Below are 16431 nucleotides of genomic sequence, written 5' to 3'. Positions count from 1 at the left end.
GCGCGCTTACCATCGCCGACCATGGCATTGAACTGGGCCTGGGTCGGTCTCTTCACCGTGGCGTTCGCCACGGCCTTCGTGCGATGGCTGCTGGGCGAGCACACCATCCTGCAGGCTTTGCTCACCGCGTTGTTCGACGGTGCGCGCAGCGGCTTTGAAATCTCGCTCGGTCTGGCCGGCGTGATGGCGCTGTGGCTGGGCCTCATGCGCGTGGGCGAGCGCGCCGGCATGATCGAGTTGCTGGCGCGCGCCGCCGGGCCACTGCTGCGCCGCCTGTTCCCCGAGGTGCCGCAGGGCCACCCCGCGCAGGGCGCGATGACCATGAACATCTCGGCCAACCTGCTGGGGCTGGACAACGCCGCGACCCCGCTGGGCCTGAAGGCCATGCGCGAATTGCAGACGCTGAACAAGGAACCCGAGGGCACCGCGAGCCACGCGCAAATCATGTTCGTGGTGATGAACACCGCGGGCCTCACGTTGATCCCCACCTCGGTGATCGCGATCCGCCAGAGCATCGCGCTCAAGCAGGGCCTGGGCGCGGAGTTCAACGCGGCCGACATCTTCCTGCCCACCCTCCTGGTCACGTTCACCGCGTTGCTGGCCGGTGTGCTGGCGGTGGCCGTGTGCCAGCGCCTGCCGCTGTGGCGTGCACGGTTCCTGCTGCCGTTGCTGGCCGTGGGGGGATTGCTGGCGGCCGCCGTGACGGCATTGGCGCGCCTGCCCGCCGACGAGGCCGCGCGCATCGCGGGTGCCACCGGCGCGGGCGTGATCCTGGGGGTGGTGGCGCTGTTCCTGCTCGCGGGGGCGTGGCGCCGCGTGAACGTTTTCGACGCCTTCATCGACGGCGCCAAGGAAGGCTTCGGTGTCGCGATCCAGATCGTGCCCTACCTGATCGCCATCCTCATCGCCATCGGCGTGTTCCGCGCCGCCGGCTGCATGGATTTCCTGATGTCGGGCATCGGCGCCGGCGTGGCCGCGCTGGGTTTCGACACCGACTTCCTGCCCGCGCTGCCGGTGGGCCTGATGAAGATCCTCTCGGGCTCGGGCGCGCGCGGGTTGATGATCGACGTGATGCAGACGCACGGCGTTGATTCGTTCGCGGGGCGTCTGGCGGCCATCGTGCAGGGCTCGACCGAAACCACCTTTTACGTGCTTGCGGTGTATTTCGGCAGCGTGGGCGTGAAGCACGCGCGCTACGCGCTGGGCTGTGCGCTGCTTGCCGACGCCGTGGGACTCATCGCCGCCATCGGCATCGGCTACGCCATGCTGCGCTGAGCTAGCGTCGCGCCACTCAGGCGGGCATGTCCTTCGGCCCACCATTGACACCCCACGGCGTGCCGAAGCGGTCGGTCACCATGCCGAAGGTCTTCGCCCAGAAAGTCTCTTCCAGTGGCATCGTCACCGTACCGCCGTCGCTCAAGGCGGCGAACACGCGCCTGGCCTCGGCCGGCTCGTCGAAGGTGATGGCCATCATGGCACCCTTGATGCCTTCGTAGGCCATGCCGGGCGGCGTGTCGCCGGCCATGATCGTGAAGCCCGGGTGCACCAGGTAGGCGTGCATCACCAGCTTCTCGCCACCGGGCGGGCAGGGCATCTGGTCCTTCAGATCGCCGTAGGTCAGCAGCGCCTCGAGCTTCGCGCCGAACAACTCGGCGTAGAAGGCCATGGCTTCGGCGCAGTTGCCGTTGTAGGAAAGGTAGGGACTGAGCTGGGTCATGCGGATCTCCATTGAGGTGGGGTGAAGGCCTGCACCGTTTGTTCGGCCGTGCTTCAGTTGGTTGACGAATGACTGTCCCGGGGATCGACGCCGGCGCGGTGCGCCGCGATGGACGGCATGGCGTCGATTGCGAATCAAGTGATATTCGGAAAGTTATCGATTTCAGATAACTTTGCAAATTTCTCTATAATCGTGGCATGGACCCGATCCGTAACCCATTTGCTCCCGGCGCGGGCACGCCACCCCCCGAACTGGCCGGCCGCGACGAACTCCGCGAGTCGCTGCGCATCAGCCTGGAACGAACCCGGCTGGGTCGGCCCGCCAAGAGCGCCATGTTGGTCGGCTTGCGCGGAGTCGGCAAGACCGTGCTTCTCGACCGGATCCGCATGGACGCTGAGGCGTCCGGCATTCACACGGTCCGCATCGAGGCGCCAGAGGGCCGGTCGCTGCCGGCGCTTCTGGCGCCACAGTTGCGACAGGCCTTGCTGCGCCTGAGCGGGCTGGAGGTGGCCAAGGACCTTGCCATCCGGGGCCTGCGCGCACTGACCGGTTTCGCGAAGAAGCTCAAGCTCACATACCAGGACATCGAGGTCGGCTACGACTATGAAGCCGAGCCCGGGCTGGCGGACAACGGTGACCTCGAACACGACCTGCAGGCCTTGTTCGAGCAGGTGGGACTGGCCGCCAAGGCGGCCGGTACCGCGCTGGCCCTGTTCATCGACGAATTGCAGTATGTCGAGGAAGACCAACTGGCCGCCTTGATCACGGCCATGCACCGGACCGAGCAGCGCCAGCTCCCGGTCATTCTAGTGGGGGCGGGCTTGCCCCAGCTCCGCGGCCAGATGGGCAATGCCAAGTCCTATGCCGAGCGCTTGTTCGATTTCCCGGAAATCGGACCCTTGCCGGAAGCTGCCGCCCGACAGGCCATTTGTCGGCCAATCGAGGGCGAGGGCGCGGTCATCGAGCGTGATGCCGTGGACCGCATACTGGAGTTGACCCAGGGCTACGCTTACTTTCTCCAGGAGTGGGGCAGCCACACCTGGCTCGCTGCCAAAGGGTCCCCGATCGGGGTGCAGGACGTGGCGCAAGCCTCGGTTCAGGCCGTCGTGGCGCTGGACGAAAGCTTCTTCCGCGTGCGATTCGATCGCTGCACACCCAAGGAAAAGCGCTACCTGCGCGCCATGGCCGAACTGGGGGCCGGCCCCCACCGTTCAGGTGACATTGCCGCTTGCTACGGGGCCAAGGTGACGTCGCTGGCGCCTACACGCAGTTCACTGGTCACCAAGGGCATGGTGTGGAGCCCCAACCACGGTGACACGGCCTTCACCGTCCCGATGTTCGACGCGTTCATGAAGCGCATCATGCCGGGCGACGATTGGCGCGAGTGAGGCCGTGAAACCGGCAGGCGGCAGGCGGCGGACCTGGCGCCCCCGGCAGGAATCGAACCTGCATCTAGCGCTTAGGAGGCGCTCGTTCTATCCATTGAACTACGGCGGCGAGGGGAGCGGCGATTGTATCGACGCGCCCTGGCGGGCCTGGCTCAGTCGTAGCTCAGCGTGAAGATGAGATCGACCGCGTTTTCGCTGCCCGCGCGTGCGCGGATGGTGACGCGGCGCGTGACGTCGTAGAAGACCGAGACGGTATTGAGCGTGCCTGCCAGGCTGCGCTCGTAGCTCAGGTACAGGTTGTCGGCGATCCGCTTGCCCAGCGTCAGCGCACCAGCGGCGGTGCTGCCGTCGGCGTTGGTGGACTCGCCGGTGAAGCTCAAGGTGTCGAGGCCGAGCGCGCTGGCCAGGCCGCCGTCGAGCGCGCCGCCGTCGCGGCCCGCGAGCAGGGCGATGGCGGCCTGCTGCAGCACCGCGGCCTCCGCGCCAGCGCCGCTGGCGGGGCGTCCGAGCACCAGCCACGCGAGCTTTTCGCTGTCGGGCAGATCGGGGTCGGAGAACAGGCGCACGCGCGGGGCTTGTGCGGTGCCGGTGATCTGCACGCCCACGCGTTGCGTGGTGGCGTTGGGGCGAACGGCCACGATCTCCAGCGCAGGGTTGTCGTAGGCACCGCTGAATCGCAACACGCCGGTCTCGATGGCGAGTTGCTGGCCATAGGCGCGGTAGGTGCCGCTGGCGGTGCGCACCTCGCCCACCACGCGCGGCGCGGGGTCGGCGGGCGCGCTGCGCACCTCGAGCCGGCCCGCCAGGCGGGTCTGCAGACCCTGGCCTCGCAGTTCGAAGGCGTCGCCGAGGTCGAGCGTCACGCGCACGTCGGGCACCACGCGCACGCCGCTGCCGCGCTGGATCGGGTACTCGGTGCCGCGCACCACCACGTCGTCGCCCAGCGAGGGCGCGGTTTCGTCGGGCAGCACGATGAGGGCTTCGTCGGCGCGCAGGTTGCCGCGCAACTGCAGGGCTGCGCCCTCCAGCCGCATCTGCAGGGCGCCGGTGACGGTGACGCGCCGGTCGGGTCGCGAAGAGGCGCGCAACTTTGTTGCCGTGGCCTGCAGCTCGATCAGCGGTTCGCGGCGCGCAACCCCGTCGCGCTGTACGCGGCGCCACTCGGCGCTGCCGCTGGCCTGCAGCACGCCGCCGCGCTCGGAGCCGCCGCGTCCTTCGAGGCGGAAGCGCTCGATGACGATGCGCTCGCCCGCGAGCGTCGCGCGCAGCTCGCCGCCGCGGAACGACACACCCTCGACGATGGAGCGCAGCACGAGGTCGTCGGCCTGCAGGCTGCCGGTGAACTGCGGGTCGGCGCGTGTGCCGCTCACCGCGGCTTCGGCGCGCAGCGAGCCGCGCACGCGCCAGCCCGGTGGCGCCAGCACGCTCCACACGCCCACCTGGGGCAGGCTCGCGCGCAGGCGGCCCGACAGTGGCGCGTTGGCCGGCCAGTGCCAGGCGAGGTGTTGTGCGTCGGGCGGCGAAAGCGTGGTGCTTGCCTCGGCGCTCGCCTCGCCGAAGCGCTCGCTGTCCCAGCGCAGTTGGGTGTTCACGCGCGCGCCGTCGGTGCTCATGCGCAACTGCGCGGTTTTCACGCCCGCAGCCACGCGGTTGGTGCGGCTGGCGGTTTCTTCAAACGCGGCGCCGTCGGTCTGCACCGCGAGATCGCCCGAGCGACGCTCCAGTGTCAGGTCCAGGCGCGGTGGCTCGCTGGCTTGTGCGGGAAGCGACAGGTCCCAACGGCCGTCGAAGGTCAGGTCGCCGCCGAGGCCGGCGTTGGCCAGCGGGCCCAGGCGCTCGGCGGCATTGCCCGCGCCGTTGCCAGTGCCAGCGGTGTCTGTGGCGGCGAGCGCGTCCACCCAGGCCAGGGGCAGGCCGTCGAGCCGGCCGCGGGTGAGCAATTCGCCCGCGCGCCAGCGCAGTGTCTCCCAGGCGAGCGTGACGGGCGCCGCATCACGGCCGCTGCGTTGCGGTTGCACGCGCAGGGTGGCGGCTTCCAGTTCGGCGTCGAAGCCCCCGCCGCTGTGTGGCTGCCAGCGCGCGCGCAGGGGGGTGGCGTTGTCCAGTGTCCAGCGCAGTGCCTCGTCGCCGGGCGCGGCCGACAGGCGCAAACGATCCAACCGCAGGCTGCCGCGCTGCCCGTTGAGCGGTGCGGTGGTGGTGGGCAGCGCGAGCTCGCCCGTGGCGTCGAGCGTGGCGCGCCAGGGCATGCGCTCGCCGCGTGCACGCAGCGCCAGCGCGAGCGCGTCGGGCTTTCCCCGCAGCGTGAAGCGGCTGTCATCCAGCGCGATGGCCAGTGGCGTTTCCCCGCCGCGCTGCGCACGCAGCTGATCGATCTGCAGCTCAAGGTCGATGCCTGGAGCGCTGACGCGCCCGGTGCCTGGCCAGCCGAGGGCGGGGAGGGCACCAAGCCCGCCCTGCCAGCGCAGTCGGCCGTCGGCGCGTGCGTCCACGGTGGCATCGGCCCAGGGTGTCAGCGCCTCGCGCAACGGCGGGCCGATCACGGGCGCGTTCTGCAGCGTGCGCAGCCAGGTGAGCAGTCGTGCACCGTCGGCGAGTTGGAGGTCGAGATCGCCTTCGCCATCGGCATGGGCCAGGGTGCCGTCGAAGCGCGCCTGCAACCCGGGCAGTTGCAAGGCCAGTTGGCCGCTGACGCGGGCGCCCGCTGTGTCGAAGCGACCTTGCGCGTCGAGTCGGCCGTCGAGTGCGTCAAGCCGTGCGGTCTGCAGCGTGAGCCTGCCGCGTGCGGGCGAGGCAGCGTCGGGCTGCCAGCGGCCGCGCAGTGCCAGCTCGCGCAGGCGCAAGGCGTCGGCCGCGCTGCGTGGCGGCTGGCGGCCCGCCGGCGCGATGCGCGCGTCGATGTCGATCGCCGGCACCGCGGCCTGCGGGTTCACGGTGCTCGCGCGCAGTTCGCCATCGAGCGAGGCCGGGGCCAGCGTGCTCCACAGCCGCGCCGGGTCGATGCCGCTGGCCGTGAGCCGGCCCTGCCAGTCGCCCAGCGCCGCGAGCGGTGACGCCGTCGCCGCGCTCGCCGCTGCGCGGCGCTGACCCTCGCCTTGCACGCGGCCACCGGCCAGGCGCGCGTCCAGCCGTTGCAGCGTCCATTGCGTGCCTGCTTGTTGCAGCGCGAGTTCGATCGTCTCCAGTGGCACGCGGCGTTGGTCTGCGGGTCCGGGGCGTTCGTTCTGCAGCCGGGCCTGGGCACGCCAGGCGGCACCCTCGGGCTGGGCATTGACGGTGCCGGTGAGGGCAGTGCGGGGTGCCTGCGGCCACAGTGCAGCGATGTCGAGCCGGTGCAGGCGCAGATCGGCCTCGACCAGCGGCTGCGCGGCCCAGGGCCGCAGGCGCGCGCTGCCGGCCAGCGTGGGCGTGGCCTCTGTGCTGCCCGCGGGCTCGATCTGGGCAGTGAGGTCGAGCGCGGCATCAGCGCCAGCAAGCGTGCCCTGTGCGGTGGCTCGCGCGCGCAGCGTGAGGTTGTCGCCCTCGGGAACCTGGGCGCTCAGTTCGCCACGCGCCTGCAATTGCAGCGGCATCGGCGCCTGCGCGCCGAGCGTGGCCTGGGCCTGGTAGCGGCCCTCGGCCCAGCGCAGCGAGCGCAGCGTAAGCGTATGCGCGTCCTGTGTGCCCAGGCCAGGATCGGCGCTGCCGTAGCGGTAGTGCAGCACGATGGCTTGCAGCGTGTGTCCCTGGATGTTCAGGGAATCCAGCGCGAGCTCCACGTCAACCGGCAGTGGCAGCTCGACGGACGCCAGCGGTGTTGCTGCGGCGGTCGGCTCGGGCGACGGCGCGAGGGTCACCTGCACGCGCGTGGCCTGCAGCTGCGCGATTCGTGCCTGCCCGCGCAGCAGGCCGAGCCAGAAGCGCCCGCCGAGTTGCAGGCGTACGTCCTCGGCCCGCACGTCAACGCCGTCGCGCGACCACTGCACCGACGCCAGTGCGCCACCCGCGAAGACGCTGCCGCTCACCTTGGTGCCTTCGCCGTCACTCGTGCCCTGAGCCGCATCGCCGACGGTGATGCGGCCCGCCGCGGGTGCGTGCTCGGCCTGCCAGGCCAGACCCCAGCGCAGGGCCTGCGCAAGCGAGCCCTCGCTGGCAGCCCAGATCCCCAGCGCCAGCGCGCCCGCGAGCACCGCACCGAGCACGGTGGCAGGCAGCCACAGCAGCGCGCGTGCACCCCAGGCCAGCGCGTGGTGCCAGGCGCTGCGCGGCGTCGGGGAAGGGGCCGGAGGGACGTCGCTCATGCGCTCGATCGGGGCTTCAGAAGACGAAGCCCACACTCAGGTGCAGGCGCCACTGGCGCGGCTCGACGCCGTAGGCCAGGTCGACCTGCAGCGGGCCGACCGGGCTGTTGTAGCGCAAGCCGGTGCCCACGCCCCATTGCATCTCGAGGTCGCGCACGCGGTTGGCGACAGCACCGCCGTCGATGAACAGCACGTGTTCCAGCGGCGAGCGCGTGATGCCGTCGCCGCGGATCGGGCGCTGCCATTCGAGGCTCACCACCGTCTTGAAGCGGCCCGCGAGCACGCTGCCATCGGCCTGGCGCACGCCGATGTCGCGCAAGCCGTAGCCGCGCACGGTGTTGTCACCGCCGGTGAGGAAGAGCTGCGTGTCGGGCACGGGCGTGTCATCGCGCGCGATCACGGCGCCGCCTTCCAGGCGCAGCGCGAGGCGACCGAGTGCCGGACCGGGGCCGGGCGCGCCCGGCGTGCTGATGGCGGGCGCGTCACCCAGCGGCAGCACGCCCAGCCAGCGCGCCTGGGTGCGGCCGAACGGCTTGCGGTCGATGCCCAGGGTGCTGCCCGCGCCCAGTTCCACCGCCAGGCCCTGGCCACGCGTGGGGTTGATCGGGTCATCGAAGCGCTCGCGCGACCACGCGTAGTTGGCGGTGATCGATGATTCGATGCGACCCTGCGTACCGGCCGCGCGCTGGCTGGGGGTGATGGTGCGTGCGCGGTCGTATTGCAGGTAGACGCTGCGGTCGTACTCGACGCCATCCTGCGATTGGCCGAAGCGCGCGCGCTGGCTGGTGGTGCTCACGAGCTCGTCCTCCTGGCGCGCGAGCTGCAGCAGCGAGATCCAGCTCCAGCCGTCGCGGTTGGCGGGCGAGCGCCAGTCGGTCTTTGCCAGGCTGTCCTGGCGTTCAAACCGCAGGGTGGTGAGCGCGCGCCAGCCCAGCACCGGCATCTGGTTGTGCGTGTGCTCGATGGAGATGCGCGCGCCGTTGTCGGTGCTGCCGCCCACGCCGAGCACGAGCTTTTGGCGCTGGGCTTCGCGCAACTGCACGCGCACCGGCAGTTCCACGGTGCCATCGCCTGGCTCCACATAGACGAAGGCGCTCTGAAAGTAGCCGCTGTCGATGAGTCGCTGCTGCGCCTGCTGCAGTTTGGCGAGGTCGTAGTCGCTGCCGGGTGTGAGGCCGGTGAGTTCGACGATGCGTTCGCTGATGCTCGCGTCGTAGCGTTGTGCACCCTCGACCTCGATGGCGCCCAGGCGCCGGCGCGGGCCGGAGTCGAGCTCGATGTAGAGGCGGGCCTGCGCAGCGGCGCCGTCGACGTCGGCCAGGCTGGTGGTGATGCGCGCCCCCGGGTAGCGCAGCGCGCTCAGGCGGCGCAGCGCGGTGCTCTTGGTGCGATCCCAGCCGTCCTGCGAGAACGCCTGCCCCACCAATGCCTGCGCCTCGGCCACGATGTCCTCGCGTTGCCCGATGGCGTCGGCGTCCTGCGCCACCGCGCCCTGAAACGTCACTTGTACCGAAGCGACTTGCGTCTGATCGCCCGGTTGCACCGTCAGGGCAATGCGCCCCAGCGGCGCCGGGCCTGAGCCGGCAGCGGCCAATGCTTCGGCATCGGGTGGTTGCAGTGTGCCCAGCGCGAGGCGCGGCGAGAAATATCCGCGCGTGGCCAGCAGGCGGCGCGCGTTGTCGGGCAGTTCGATCAGCAGCCGCTCGAGTTCGGCGGCATCGAGGCTGCGTTGCAGCCGGAATCGCTGGATGTCCAGGTGGCGCTCGAGCAGTTCGCGCAGTGCCTCGGGCGCTTCGATCGTGAGTTCGAAGCGCGGTGCGACGGGCGGGCGCACGGCCCGGGCCGCGCGTGGCGCGGGAGCGGGCTCGGGTGTGTCGGTTTCGTCGGAACTGTCGCTGGCCGGCACGCTGGATGTGGGTGCAGACGCGGGCGCAGACGCGGGCGCGGGCGCGGGGGAAGGGGACGCGGCGTCGGCCTGGGCGTGCGCAGGCGCAACGCCCCAGGCACCCACGGCGAACAGACCGATCAGCAGGAAAAGCGCCGGTGTGCACCGGCGCCCGGCGGCCCGGCGGTGGCGGGCCGAAGACGATCCAGGCATGCCGTGATTATTTCGACAGCATGCGCATGGCGTCTTCCAGGCCCTTGAGCGTGAGCGGGAACATGCGTTGGCCCATGAGTTGCTGGATGATGCTGATGCTCTGTCGATACTGCCAGACGCCTTGGGGTTCCGGGTTGATCCACGCGAATTTGGGGAAGGCGTGCGTGAGGCGCTGCAACCACTCGGCGCCAGCTTCCTCGTTGTTGTATTCGACACTGCCGCCGGGCTGCAGGATCTCGTAGGGGCTCATGGTCGCGTCGCCGACGAAGATCAGCTTGTAGTCCTTGTTGTACTTGCGGATGATGTCCCAGGTCGGGAACTTCTCGGCATAGCGGCGGCGGTTGTTCTTCCACATGAAGTCGTAGACGCAGTTGTGGAAGTAGTAGAACTCCAGGTGCTTGAACTCGCCCTTGACGGCCGAGAACAGCTCTTCGACACGCTGGATGTGCTCGTCCATCGTGCCGCCCACGTCCATCAGCAGCAGCACCTTCACGTGGTTGTGCCGCTCGGGAATCATCTTGATGTCGAGCCAGCCGGCGTTGGCCGCGGTGCTGCGGATGGTGTCGGGCAGGTCGAGTTCGAGGTCGTTGCCCTCGCGTGCGAATTTTCGCAACCGGCGCAGGGCCACCTTGATGTTGCGCGTGCCGAGTTCCTGCGTGTCGTCGTAGTCGCGGTAGGCGCGCTGCTCCCACACCTTCACGGCCGTCTTGCCGCCGCCCTTGCCACCGATGCGAACGCCCTGCGGGTTCTGCCCGCCATTGCCAAACGGCGAGGTGCCGCCGGTGCCGATCCACTTGCTGCCGCCTTCGTGGCGTTCCTTCTGCTCTTCCAGGCGCTTCTTCAGCGTCTCCATCAGTTCGTCCCAGTCCATCCTCGGCGCGTTGGCCTTCTGCTCCTCGGACAGGATGCGCTCCATCTCCTGGCGCAGCCAGTCGGCCGGGATGGGCTTGGTGAAGTCCGCGATCATCTCCACGCCCTTGAAGTAGGCGGCGAAGGCGCGATCGAACTTGTCGAAGTGCTTCTCGTCCTTCACCAGCGCAGTGCGCGAGAGAAAGTAGAAGTCGTCCATGCTGCAGGCGTCGGGGTTGGTCGGCCCCACCACGTCGGCCTTGAGCGCCTCCAGCAGCGTGAGGTACTCCTTCACCGACACCGGCAGCTTGGCCGCGCGCAGGGTGTAGAAGAAGTCGATCAGCATGGTGGTCTCCTGTCGTCCTGTTCAGAGCCAGTCTTCGACCTTGAGCCCGGGCACCCGCCTGAACTCGCGGGTGTTGTGAGAAACGAGCGTGCGACCAAGGGCGCGCGCGTGGGCGGCAATCCAGAGGTCGTTCGGTCCGATGGGCGTTCCCGTCGTGCGTAGCGCTGCCTTGATCTCACCGTAGTGACCAGCAACATCTGCCCCGAGCGGCAGCACATCAAGCGCATCGAGTATGCGTTCGAAGGTCTCCCGCAATTGCGCCTTCAGCGGCTTGAGCGCTGCACCGTAGGCCAACTCACCGCGCGTGATCACGGAAATGCCTGCTTCGGTAGGGCCCAGCTTCATCGCGCGCTTGATCAAGGCCTGGCTGGAGCCGCGAATCAGGTGGCTCACGGTGTCGGTGTCGAGCAGGTAGCTCATGAGCGGCGTTTCGCGGTTTGTCGCGCAGAGGTCAGCTTTTTCAAGGCCTTGTCGCCGCGCCGAGTGGGTTTGCGCGCGGTTGTTTCGTCATCGGCCATCCACGACCAGTCGCGCTCACGAGGTTCGTCCTGATCGGCGCGGACGTTTGCCATCACATCGTCCCACTCGGCGGCCTCTGTGGCACTCAGTGGCGGCAGAGCGGCCAGCACCTCCGCCAGCGTCGGGCGGTGGGCGCGCAGGATCACTTCGTCACCACGCCGCAGGATCTCGATCGTCTTGTCGCTGAAACGAAAAGCCTTTGGCAAGCGAACGGCCTGACTGTTGCCAGAAGTAAAGACGGTGGTGAAGTGCCGAGCGCTCAACTGCTCAGCCTTCAAGGGCTTGTTCATGCTGGCCCCCTTGGTGTGGTATGTATATACGAAAAGTATATATCCAGCACGCTTAGTCGTGCCGGCCGCGCAGGTAAATCAACTGTGCCCGCGCTTCCGGCCACTCGCCGGCGCGCATGCTGTACATCACCGTGTCGCGTATGGTGCCGTCGCGGCGCAGCGCGTGGCCGCGGATCACGCCATCCTTGCGAGCGCCCAGGCGCTCGATGGCCTGCTGCGAGGCGAAGTTGTAGTTGTCGGTGCGCCAGCCCACCACGTGGCAGCCCAGGGTGTCGAAGGCGTGACCCATCATGAGCAGCTTGCAGGTCGTGTTCACGTGCGTGCGCTGCACACGTTTGGCGTACCACGTGTAGCCGATCTCCAGCCGTTTCACCGCGGGCAGGATGTCGTGGTAGCTCGTGCTGCCGAGCACCGTCTCGCTGGCTTCGTCGATCACGGCGAAGGCGAAACGCTGGCCTTGTTCGCGCATGCGCAGCGCGTCCTCGATGTACTGGCGTGTCTGGTCGGGCTCGGGCACCGAGGTCACACGCAGCTTCCAGAGTTCGCCGTCGGCCGCGGCCGCGCGCAGCCCATCCTCGTGGCGCAGCGCCAGCGGCTCCAGCCGCACGCCGCGCTCACTCAGGACGACGGGACTCACGAAGGTCATCGATTCCTCTGGTTCATGAACACCAGCTTCTCGAACAGCGTGGTGTCCTGCTCGTTCTTGAGCAGCGCGCCAACCAGCGGCGGAATCGACACCTTGTCGTCGGCGCTTTGCAGCGCCTCGAGCGGGATGTCCTCGGCCATCAGCAGCTTGAGCCAGTCGAGCAGTTCGCTGGTGCTGGGCTTCTTCTTCAGGCCGGGCAGGTTGCGCACGTCGTAGAAGGTCTTCATCGCGACCTTGAGCAGGTCCTGCTTGAGCGTCGGGAAATGCACGTCGACGATCTTGTGCATCGTCTCGGCGTCGGGAAATTTGATGTAGTGGAAGAAGCAGCGGCGCAGGAAGGCGTCGGGCAGTTCCTTCTCGTTGTTCGACGTGATGAACACCAGCGGTCGGTGCTTCGCCCGGATGAGTTCGTGCGTCTCGTAGCAGTAGAACTCCATGCGGTCGAGTTCGCGCAGCAGGTCGTTCGGGAATTCGATGTCGGCCTTGTCGATCTCGTCGATCAGCAGCGCCACCGGCTGTTCGGCCGTGAAGGCCTGCCACAGCACGCCCTTGACGATGTAGTTGTGGATGTCCTTGACCCGTTCGTCGCCCAGTTGCGAGTCGCGCAGGCGGCTCACGGCGTCATATTCGTACAGGCCTTGCTGGGCCTTGGTGGTGCTCTTGATGTGCCACTGCAGGAGCGGCATGTTCAGCGCCTGGGCGACTTCCTCGGCCAGCATGGTCTTGCCGGTGCCGGGTTCACCCTTGACGAGCAGCGGGCGCTTGAGCGTGATGGCGGCATTGACCGCCAGCATGAGGTCCTGCGTGGCGACGTAGTTCTGGGAACCCTGGAATTTCATGGATGGCGACCTTGGCATGGCAGCGCGGGTGTCCGCGCGCGGGATTCGGGGATGTGCCGGGGGGCGTGGCGACCGCTCCTATAATCCGCGGTTGATCTTTCCCGGCCGTTCTTCATTGTGCTAGCAAAATGACCCCACTGCTGAACCAGACCGCCCGCACTCTTGTCGCCGCTGCGACGTTGTTTGTCGCTGCTGCGTCGGCCCAGGCGCAAGGCGTCACCGGCGACGTGCAGGCCGGGCAGAAAAAGGCCGAAATGTGCATCGGCTGCCATGGCATCAAGGGCTACCAGAACAGCTTTCCCGAGATCCACAAGGTGCCCATGATCTCGGGGCAGTCGGGTCCCTACATCGTGTCGGCGCTCAAGGCCTACCAGAAGGGCGACCGCAAGCACCCCACGATGCGCGGCATCGCGGCATCGCTGAGCGAGCAGGACATGGCCGACCTCGCGGCGTTCTACGCCGGGCAGGCAGGCCCCGCCGCACCGCAAACCATCCCTGCCGCGAACGCCGATGTGGCTGCCCTGCTCACCAAAGGCGCCTGCATCTCCTGCCACGGCGCCAACTTCAGCAGTCCGATCGACCCGAGCTACCCCAAGATCGGTGGCCAGCACGCCGACTACCTGTTCGTGGCGCTCAAGTCGTACACCGTCGAGGGCAACAACCTCATCGGTCGCAACAACGGCATCATGGCCGGCATCGCCAAGCAGTACAGCCCGGCTGAAATGCGTGCCATGGCGAAGTACCTGAGCACCGTCAAGGGCGAGTTGCAGACCGTGCCCCAGCCGCGCTTTCGCTGAACCGGCGCATTGATGCACCAGAAGGCCGCTCGATGAGCGGCCTTTTTTGTGCTCAATCGCGTGTCGCGCGCCGTCGAACGGCGTCGATGTAAGCCTGTCCGTCGGGCGGCCGCCCGGCACGCTGGCTCTCCCACAGCATGCTGCCCAGGCATTCCATGGTCTCGTGGTGGGCCGTGTGCAGGTCGCCACGGCGCGCCGTCAGCAGCTCCACCGCCTGACGGATGCCCGGCGGCTGGTCGATGCTGCACTGCTCGCTGATCGACAGGTGCATCGACAGATGCAGGAACGGGTTCTCCCGCGCGGCGTCGGGCTGGCTCAGGCGTGCGACGGCGGCTTCTGCGTCGCCCAGTTCGTCGTGGTACTCGGGGTGCTCGGCGATCCATTGCGCCGCGAGCTGCTCGAGCGCATCCATCGGCAAACCGTCGCGCTGTTTGGCAAAGGCGCTGCAGAAGAAGCGGCGCACGTCGGCTTGGGAAGGGTTGAACATGACGGGATTGTCGACGGCCTTCAAAGACGCCACGGAGGCAGTTGCCAATCGCGCCACAGCGCCAGCCCACGCAGGCCGGCCGTGACGCCCACGCAAGCCACCAGCGACACCCACCCGGGCGCCTGCATGGACCACAAGCCCACGTAGACCCAGCCGCCCACGAAAGCGCACACGGCATAGGGCCGGTGGTCGTGAAAAGCACTCGGAATCTGGTTGCAGACCACGTCGCGCAGCACGCCACCGGCCACGCCCGTGACGATGCCCATGAGCACGGCCACCAGGCCCGGCATGCCCAGCAGCAGCGCGTGGTGCACGCCAGTGGCTGCAAACAGGCCCAGGCCGAGCGCGTCGGGCCACTGCATGGCGCGCTCGGTCACCCTGAAATGCCGGTTGCGCAGGAACAGCATGGCCAGCACACCGAGCGCCAGCACACCCCACAGAACCTCCACGTGGCGCACCCAGAAAAAAGGACGCTGGTCGAGCAGCAGATCGCGCAGGGTTCCGCCGCCGAAGGCCGCCAGGAAGCCCACCACGACGACGCCCACGGCGTCGAGGCGCTTTCGGGCGCCTTCGAGGATGCCCGAGAGGGCAAAGGCGGCGGTGGCCAGCAACTCCACCAGCAGCCTGAGGGTTTCCCCCCACAATGGCACGTTTTGCATCGACGAATTCTCGCCTGTGTCCTCACTGCCGCTGATCACCGATCCGTACTTCTACCTCGTGGCCGTGCCGGCGGTGATCCTGCTGGGCATCAGCAAGAGCGGCTTCGGCGCCGGCTTCGGGTCGCTGGCCGTGCCCATGATGGCGCTGGCTGTCACCGTGCCACAGGCCGCGGCCATCCTCATGCCGGTGCTGCTGGTGATGGACCTGCTGGGCATGGCGGCCTTCCGCAAGAACGTGGACAGGCAGTTGCTGATGTTCCTGCTGCCGTTCGGGCTGCTCGGGGTGGTCATCGGTACGCTGCTGTTCAAGTGGCTCGATGCACATCTGGTGGCCGGCATCGTGGGTGTGTTCACGCTGCTGTTTCTGGCCCAGCGGCTCGTGTTTCCACCGCGGCCCGACAGTGCGCCGCCGCCGCGCTGGGCGGGTGCCATCCTCACCGCGGCGTCGGGTTTCACGAGCTTCGTGGCGCACGCGGGCGGCCCGCCCATCAACGCCTACGTGATCCCGATGCGGCTGTCGCCGGTGCTGTTCACCGGCACCATGGCGTTCTTCTTTTTCTTCGTGAATCTGGCCAAGTGGGCGCCCTACGCGTGGCTGGGGCTGATCGACCTGCGCAACATGAGCACCTCGCTGGTGCTGCTGCCGCTGGCCCCCATCGGCGTGTGGATCGGCGTGCGCATCGCGCACCGCATCCGCCCCGAGCTGTTCTACCGCCTGATCCACATCGGCATGTTCCTCACGGGCTGCAAGCTGGTGTGGGACGCGCTGGCCTGAGTAACATACCCTTCAACCGTTGTGCCAGTCGCCGCCCTGCAGGGTGGCAAGCCAAGGAGACGACATGCCGATCGTGGTGGTTGCGAATCCGAAGGGGGGTGTGGGCAAGTCCACGCTGTCGACCAACGTGGCCGGGTACTTTGCCCGCCAGGGGCACCACGTGATGCTCGGTGACATTGATCGCCAGCAGTCCTCGGCGCTGTGGCTCAAGCTGCGGCCAACGCAGGCGCGGCCGATTCATACCTGGGACATCTCGCACGACCTCATTGCACGCCCGCCCAAAGAGGCCACGCACGTGGTGCTCGACACGCCGGCCGGCCTGCACGGCTGGCGCTTCAAGGACGTGCTCAAGCTGGCCAACAAGGTCATCGTGCCCTTGCAGCCGAGCATCTTCGACATCTACGCCACGCGCGCCTTCCTGGACGAGCTGGCCGAAACGCGCCGCGCCGACAAGCTAGATGTCGGCATCGTGGGCATGCGGGTGGACCCACGCACCATCGCGGCCGACAAGCTGGCCGAGTTCGTGGGCGGCCTGGGCCTGCCCGTGCTGGGCTACCTGCGGGATACGCAGAACTACATCCACCTCGCCGCGCGAGGGCTCACGCTGTTCGACGTGGCGCCGGGCCGGGTCGAGAAGGACCTGCAGCAGTGGGAAGGCATCTGCCGCTGGCTGGACCATTGACAAGGCCTACCCGCTGTCGCCGCGCCGACAGCTCGCGCGGCAGTGCGCCACTAGAGTGA

General features: G+C 68.3%; 15 protein-coding genes and 1 tRNA gene. 5 read left to right on the top strand and 11 right to left on the bottom strand.

All coding sequences use genetic code 11. The annotated features are described in order from the left end of the window. The first annotated feature begins 21 nt into the window (after positions 1-21). Positions 22-1275 carry a nucleoside recognition domain-containing protein gene (locus M3149_RS02320; protein WP_251707722.1) on the top strand — a complete coding sequence of 418 codons (1254 nt, stop codon included), beginning with the start codon at positions 22-24 and terminating at the stop codon, positions 1273-1275. Positions 1276-1291: 16 nt separating this feature from the next. On the opposite strand, the gene M3149_RS02315 is transcribed toward M3149_RS02320, so the two are convergent. Beyond that, a complete protein-coding gene (locus M3149_RS02315) occupies positions 1292-1717 on the bottom strand; it encodes a VOC family protein (protein WP_251707721.1) in 426 nt (141 codons plus the stop codon). Between the two features lie 197 nt (positions 1718-1914). Between M3149_RS02315 and M3149_RS02310 the strand changes: the two genes are divergently transcribed. Beyond that, complete coding sequence (locus M3149_RS02310; protein ID WP_251707720.1) at positions 1915-3105, top strand: ATP-binding protein; 1191 nt, start codon at positions 1915-1917, stop codon at positions 3103-3105. A gap of 34 nt (positions 3106-3139) precedes the next feature. Here the strand turns inward: M3149_RS02310 and M3149_RS02305 are convergent. The 8 genes from M3149_RS02305 to M3149_RS02270 form a co-directional block, all read right to left on the bottom strand. Continuing rightward, positions 3140-3214: transfer RNA gene (locus M3149_RS02305), tRNA-Arg, on the bottom strand. Positions 3215-3257: 43 nt separating this feature from the next. Continuing rightward, entirely contained in the window at positions 3258-7385 is a 4128-nt protein-coding gene (locus M3149_RS02300) for a translocation/assembly module TamB domain-containing protein (protein WP_251707719.1), read from the bottom strand. Between the two features lie 16 nt (positions 7386-7401). Continuing rightward, entirely contained in the window at positions 7402-9483 is a 2082-nt protein-coding gene (locus tag M3149_RS02295; RefSeq protein WP_251707718.1) for an autotransporter assembly complex protein TamA, read from the bottom strand. Between the two features lie 7 nt (positions 9484-9490). Next, on the bottom strand, positions 9491-10678 hold the full coding sequence (locus M3149_RS02290; protein WP_251707717.1) for a vWA domain-containing protein: 1188 nt from the start codon (positions 10676-10678) through the stop codon (positions 9491-9493). A gap of 21 nt (positions 10679-10699) precedes the next feature. Continuing rightward, complete coding sequence (locus tag M3149_RS02285) at positions 10700-11098, bottom strand: type II toxin-antitoxin system VapC family toxin (RefSeq protein ID WP_251707716.1); 399 nt, start codon at positions 11096-11098, stop codon at positions 10700-10702. Beyond that, positions 11095-11487: an antitoxin gene (locus tag M3149_RS02280; protein WP_251707715.1), complete on the bottom strand. Its 393-nt coding sequence runs from the start codon at positions 11485-11487 to the stop codon at positions 11095-11097. The genes M3149_RS02285 and M3149_RS02280 overlap by 4 nt, the downstream gene beginning before the upstream one ends. A 52-nt stretch (positions 11488-11539) precedes the next feature. Beyond that, complete coding sequence (locus tag M3149_RS02275; protein WP_251707714.1) at positions 11540-12133, bottom strand: GNAT family N-acetyltransferase; 594 nt, start codon at positions 12131-12133, stop codon at positions 11540-11542. Then, the gene (locus M3149_RS02270) at positions 12130-12972 is read right to left on the bottom strand and encodes an AAA family ATPase (RefSeq protein ID WP_251707713.1); all 843 of its coding nucleotides are present in this window, start codon (positions 12970-12972) and stop codon (positions 12130-12132) included. Before M3149_RS02270 ends, M3149_RS02275 begins: the two co-directional genes overlap by 4 nt. A gap of 128 nt (positions 12973-13100) precedes the next feature. On the opposite strand from M3149_RS02270, the gene M3149_RS02265 reads away from it, so the two are divergent. Next, positions 13101-13769, top strand: coding sequence for a c-type cytochrome (locus tag M3149_RS02265; protein WP_251707712.1), 669 nt, complete (start codon positions 13101-13103; stop codon positions 13767-13769). Between the two features lie 52 nt (positions 13770-13821). On the opposite strand, the gene M3149_RS02260 is transcribed toward M3149_RS02265, so the two are convergent. Beyond that, positions 13822-14256: a DUF1841 family protein gene (locus M3149_RS02260; protein ID WP_251707711.1), complete on the bottom strand. Its 435-nt coding sequence runs from the start codon at positions 14254-14256 to the stop codon at positions 13822-13824. Between the two features lie 20 nt (positions 14257-14276). Further along, positions 14277-14915 (bottom strand): trimeric intracellular cation channel family protein, encoded by a 639-nt coding sequence (locus tag M3149_RS02255; RefSeq protein WP_251707710.1) that lies wholly within the window; start codon positions 14913-14915, stop codon positions 14277-14279. 16 nt (positions 14916-14931) lie between these two features. On the opposite strand from M3149_RS02255, the gene M3149_RS02250 reads away from it, so the two are divergent. Next, positions 14932-15690, top strand: a complete 759-nt coding sequence (locus tag M3149_RS02250) for a sulfite exporter TauE/SafE family protein (protein WP_251707709.1) — start codon at positions 14932-14934, stop codon at positions 15688-15690. Positions 15691-15754: 64 nt separating this feature from the next. Then, the gene (locus M3149_RS02245; protein ID WP_251707708.1) at positions 15755-16372 is read left to right on the top strand and encodes a ParA family protein; all 618 of its coding nucleotides are present in this window, start codon (positions 15755-15757) and stop codon (positions 16370-16372) included. Positions 16373-16431: the final 59 nt, after the last annotated feature.

This window comes from Hydrogenophaga intermedia, from assembly GCF_023715105.1.
GTDB lineage: Bacteria > Pseudomonadota > Gammaproteobacteria > Burkholderiales > Burkholderiaceae_C > Hydrogenophaga > Hydrogenophaga intermedia_A.
This window is presented reverse-complemented; position numbering and strand designations above follow the sequence as displayed.

Coding starts and splice junctions, on each gene's coding strand:
- M3149_RS02280 (WP_251707715.1), bottom strand. CDS start 11,487: ATGAACAAGCCCTTGAAGGCTGAGCAGTTGAGCGCTCGGCACTTCACC.
- M3149_RS02255 (WP_251707710.1), bottom strand. CDS start 14,915: ATGCAAAACGTGCCATTGTGGGGGGAAACCCTCAGGCTGCTGGTGGAG.
- M3149_RS02320 (WP_251707722.1), top strand. CDS start 22: ATGGCATTGAACTGGGCCTGGGTCGGTCTCTTCACCGTGGCGTTCGCC.
- M3149_RS02290 (WP_251707717.1), bottom strand. CDS start 10,678: ATGCTGATCGACTTCTTCTACACCCTGCGCGCGGCCAAGCTGCCGGTG.
- M3149_RS02275 (WP_251707714.1), bottom strand. CDS start 12,133: ATGACCTTCGTGAGTCCCGTCGTCCTGAGTGAGCGCGGCGTGCGGCTG.
- M3149_RS02265 (WP_251707712.1), top strand. CDS start 13,101: ATGACCCCACTGCTGAACCAGACCGCCCGCACTCTTGTCGCCGCTGCG.
- M3149_RS02315 (WP_251707721.1), bottom strand. CDS start 1,717: ATGACCCAGCTCAGTCCCTACCTTTCCTACAACGGCAACTGCGCCGAA.
- M3149_RS02295 (WP_251707718.1), bottom strand. CDS start 9,483: ATGCCTGGATCGTCTTCGGCCCGCCACCGCCGGGCCGCCGGGCGCCGG.
- M3149_RS02310 (WP_251707720.1), top strand. CDS start 1,915: ATGGACCCGATCCGTAACCCATTTGCTCCCGGCGCGGGCACGCCACCC.
- M3149_RS02285 (WP_251707716.1), bottom strand. CDS start 11,098: ATGAGCTACCTGCTCGACACCGACACCGTGAGCCACCTGATTCGCGGC.
- M3149_RS02260 (WP_251707711.1), bottom strand. CDS start 14,256: ATGTTCAACCCTTCCCAAGCCGACGTGCGCCGCTTCTTCTGCAGCGCC.
- M3149_RS02300 (WP_251707719.1), bottom strand. CDS start 7,385: ATGAGCGACGTCCCTCCGGCCCCTTCCCCGACGCCGCGCAGCGCCTGG.
- M3149_RS02245 (WP_251707708.1), top strand. CDS start 15,755: ATGCCGATCGTGGTGGTTGCGAATCCGAAGGGGGGTGTGGGCAAGTCC.
- M3149_RS02270 (WP_251707713.1), bottom strand. CDS start 12,972: ATGAAATTCCAGGGTTCCCAGAACTACGTCGCCACGCAGGACCTCATG.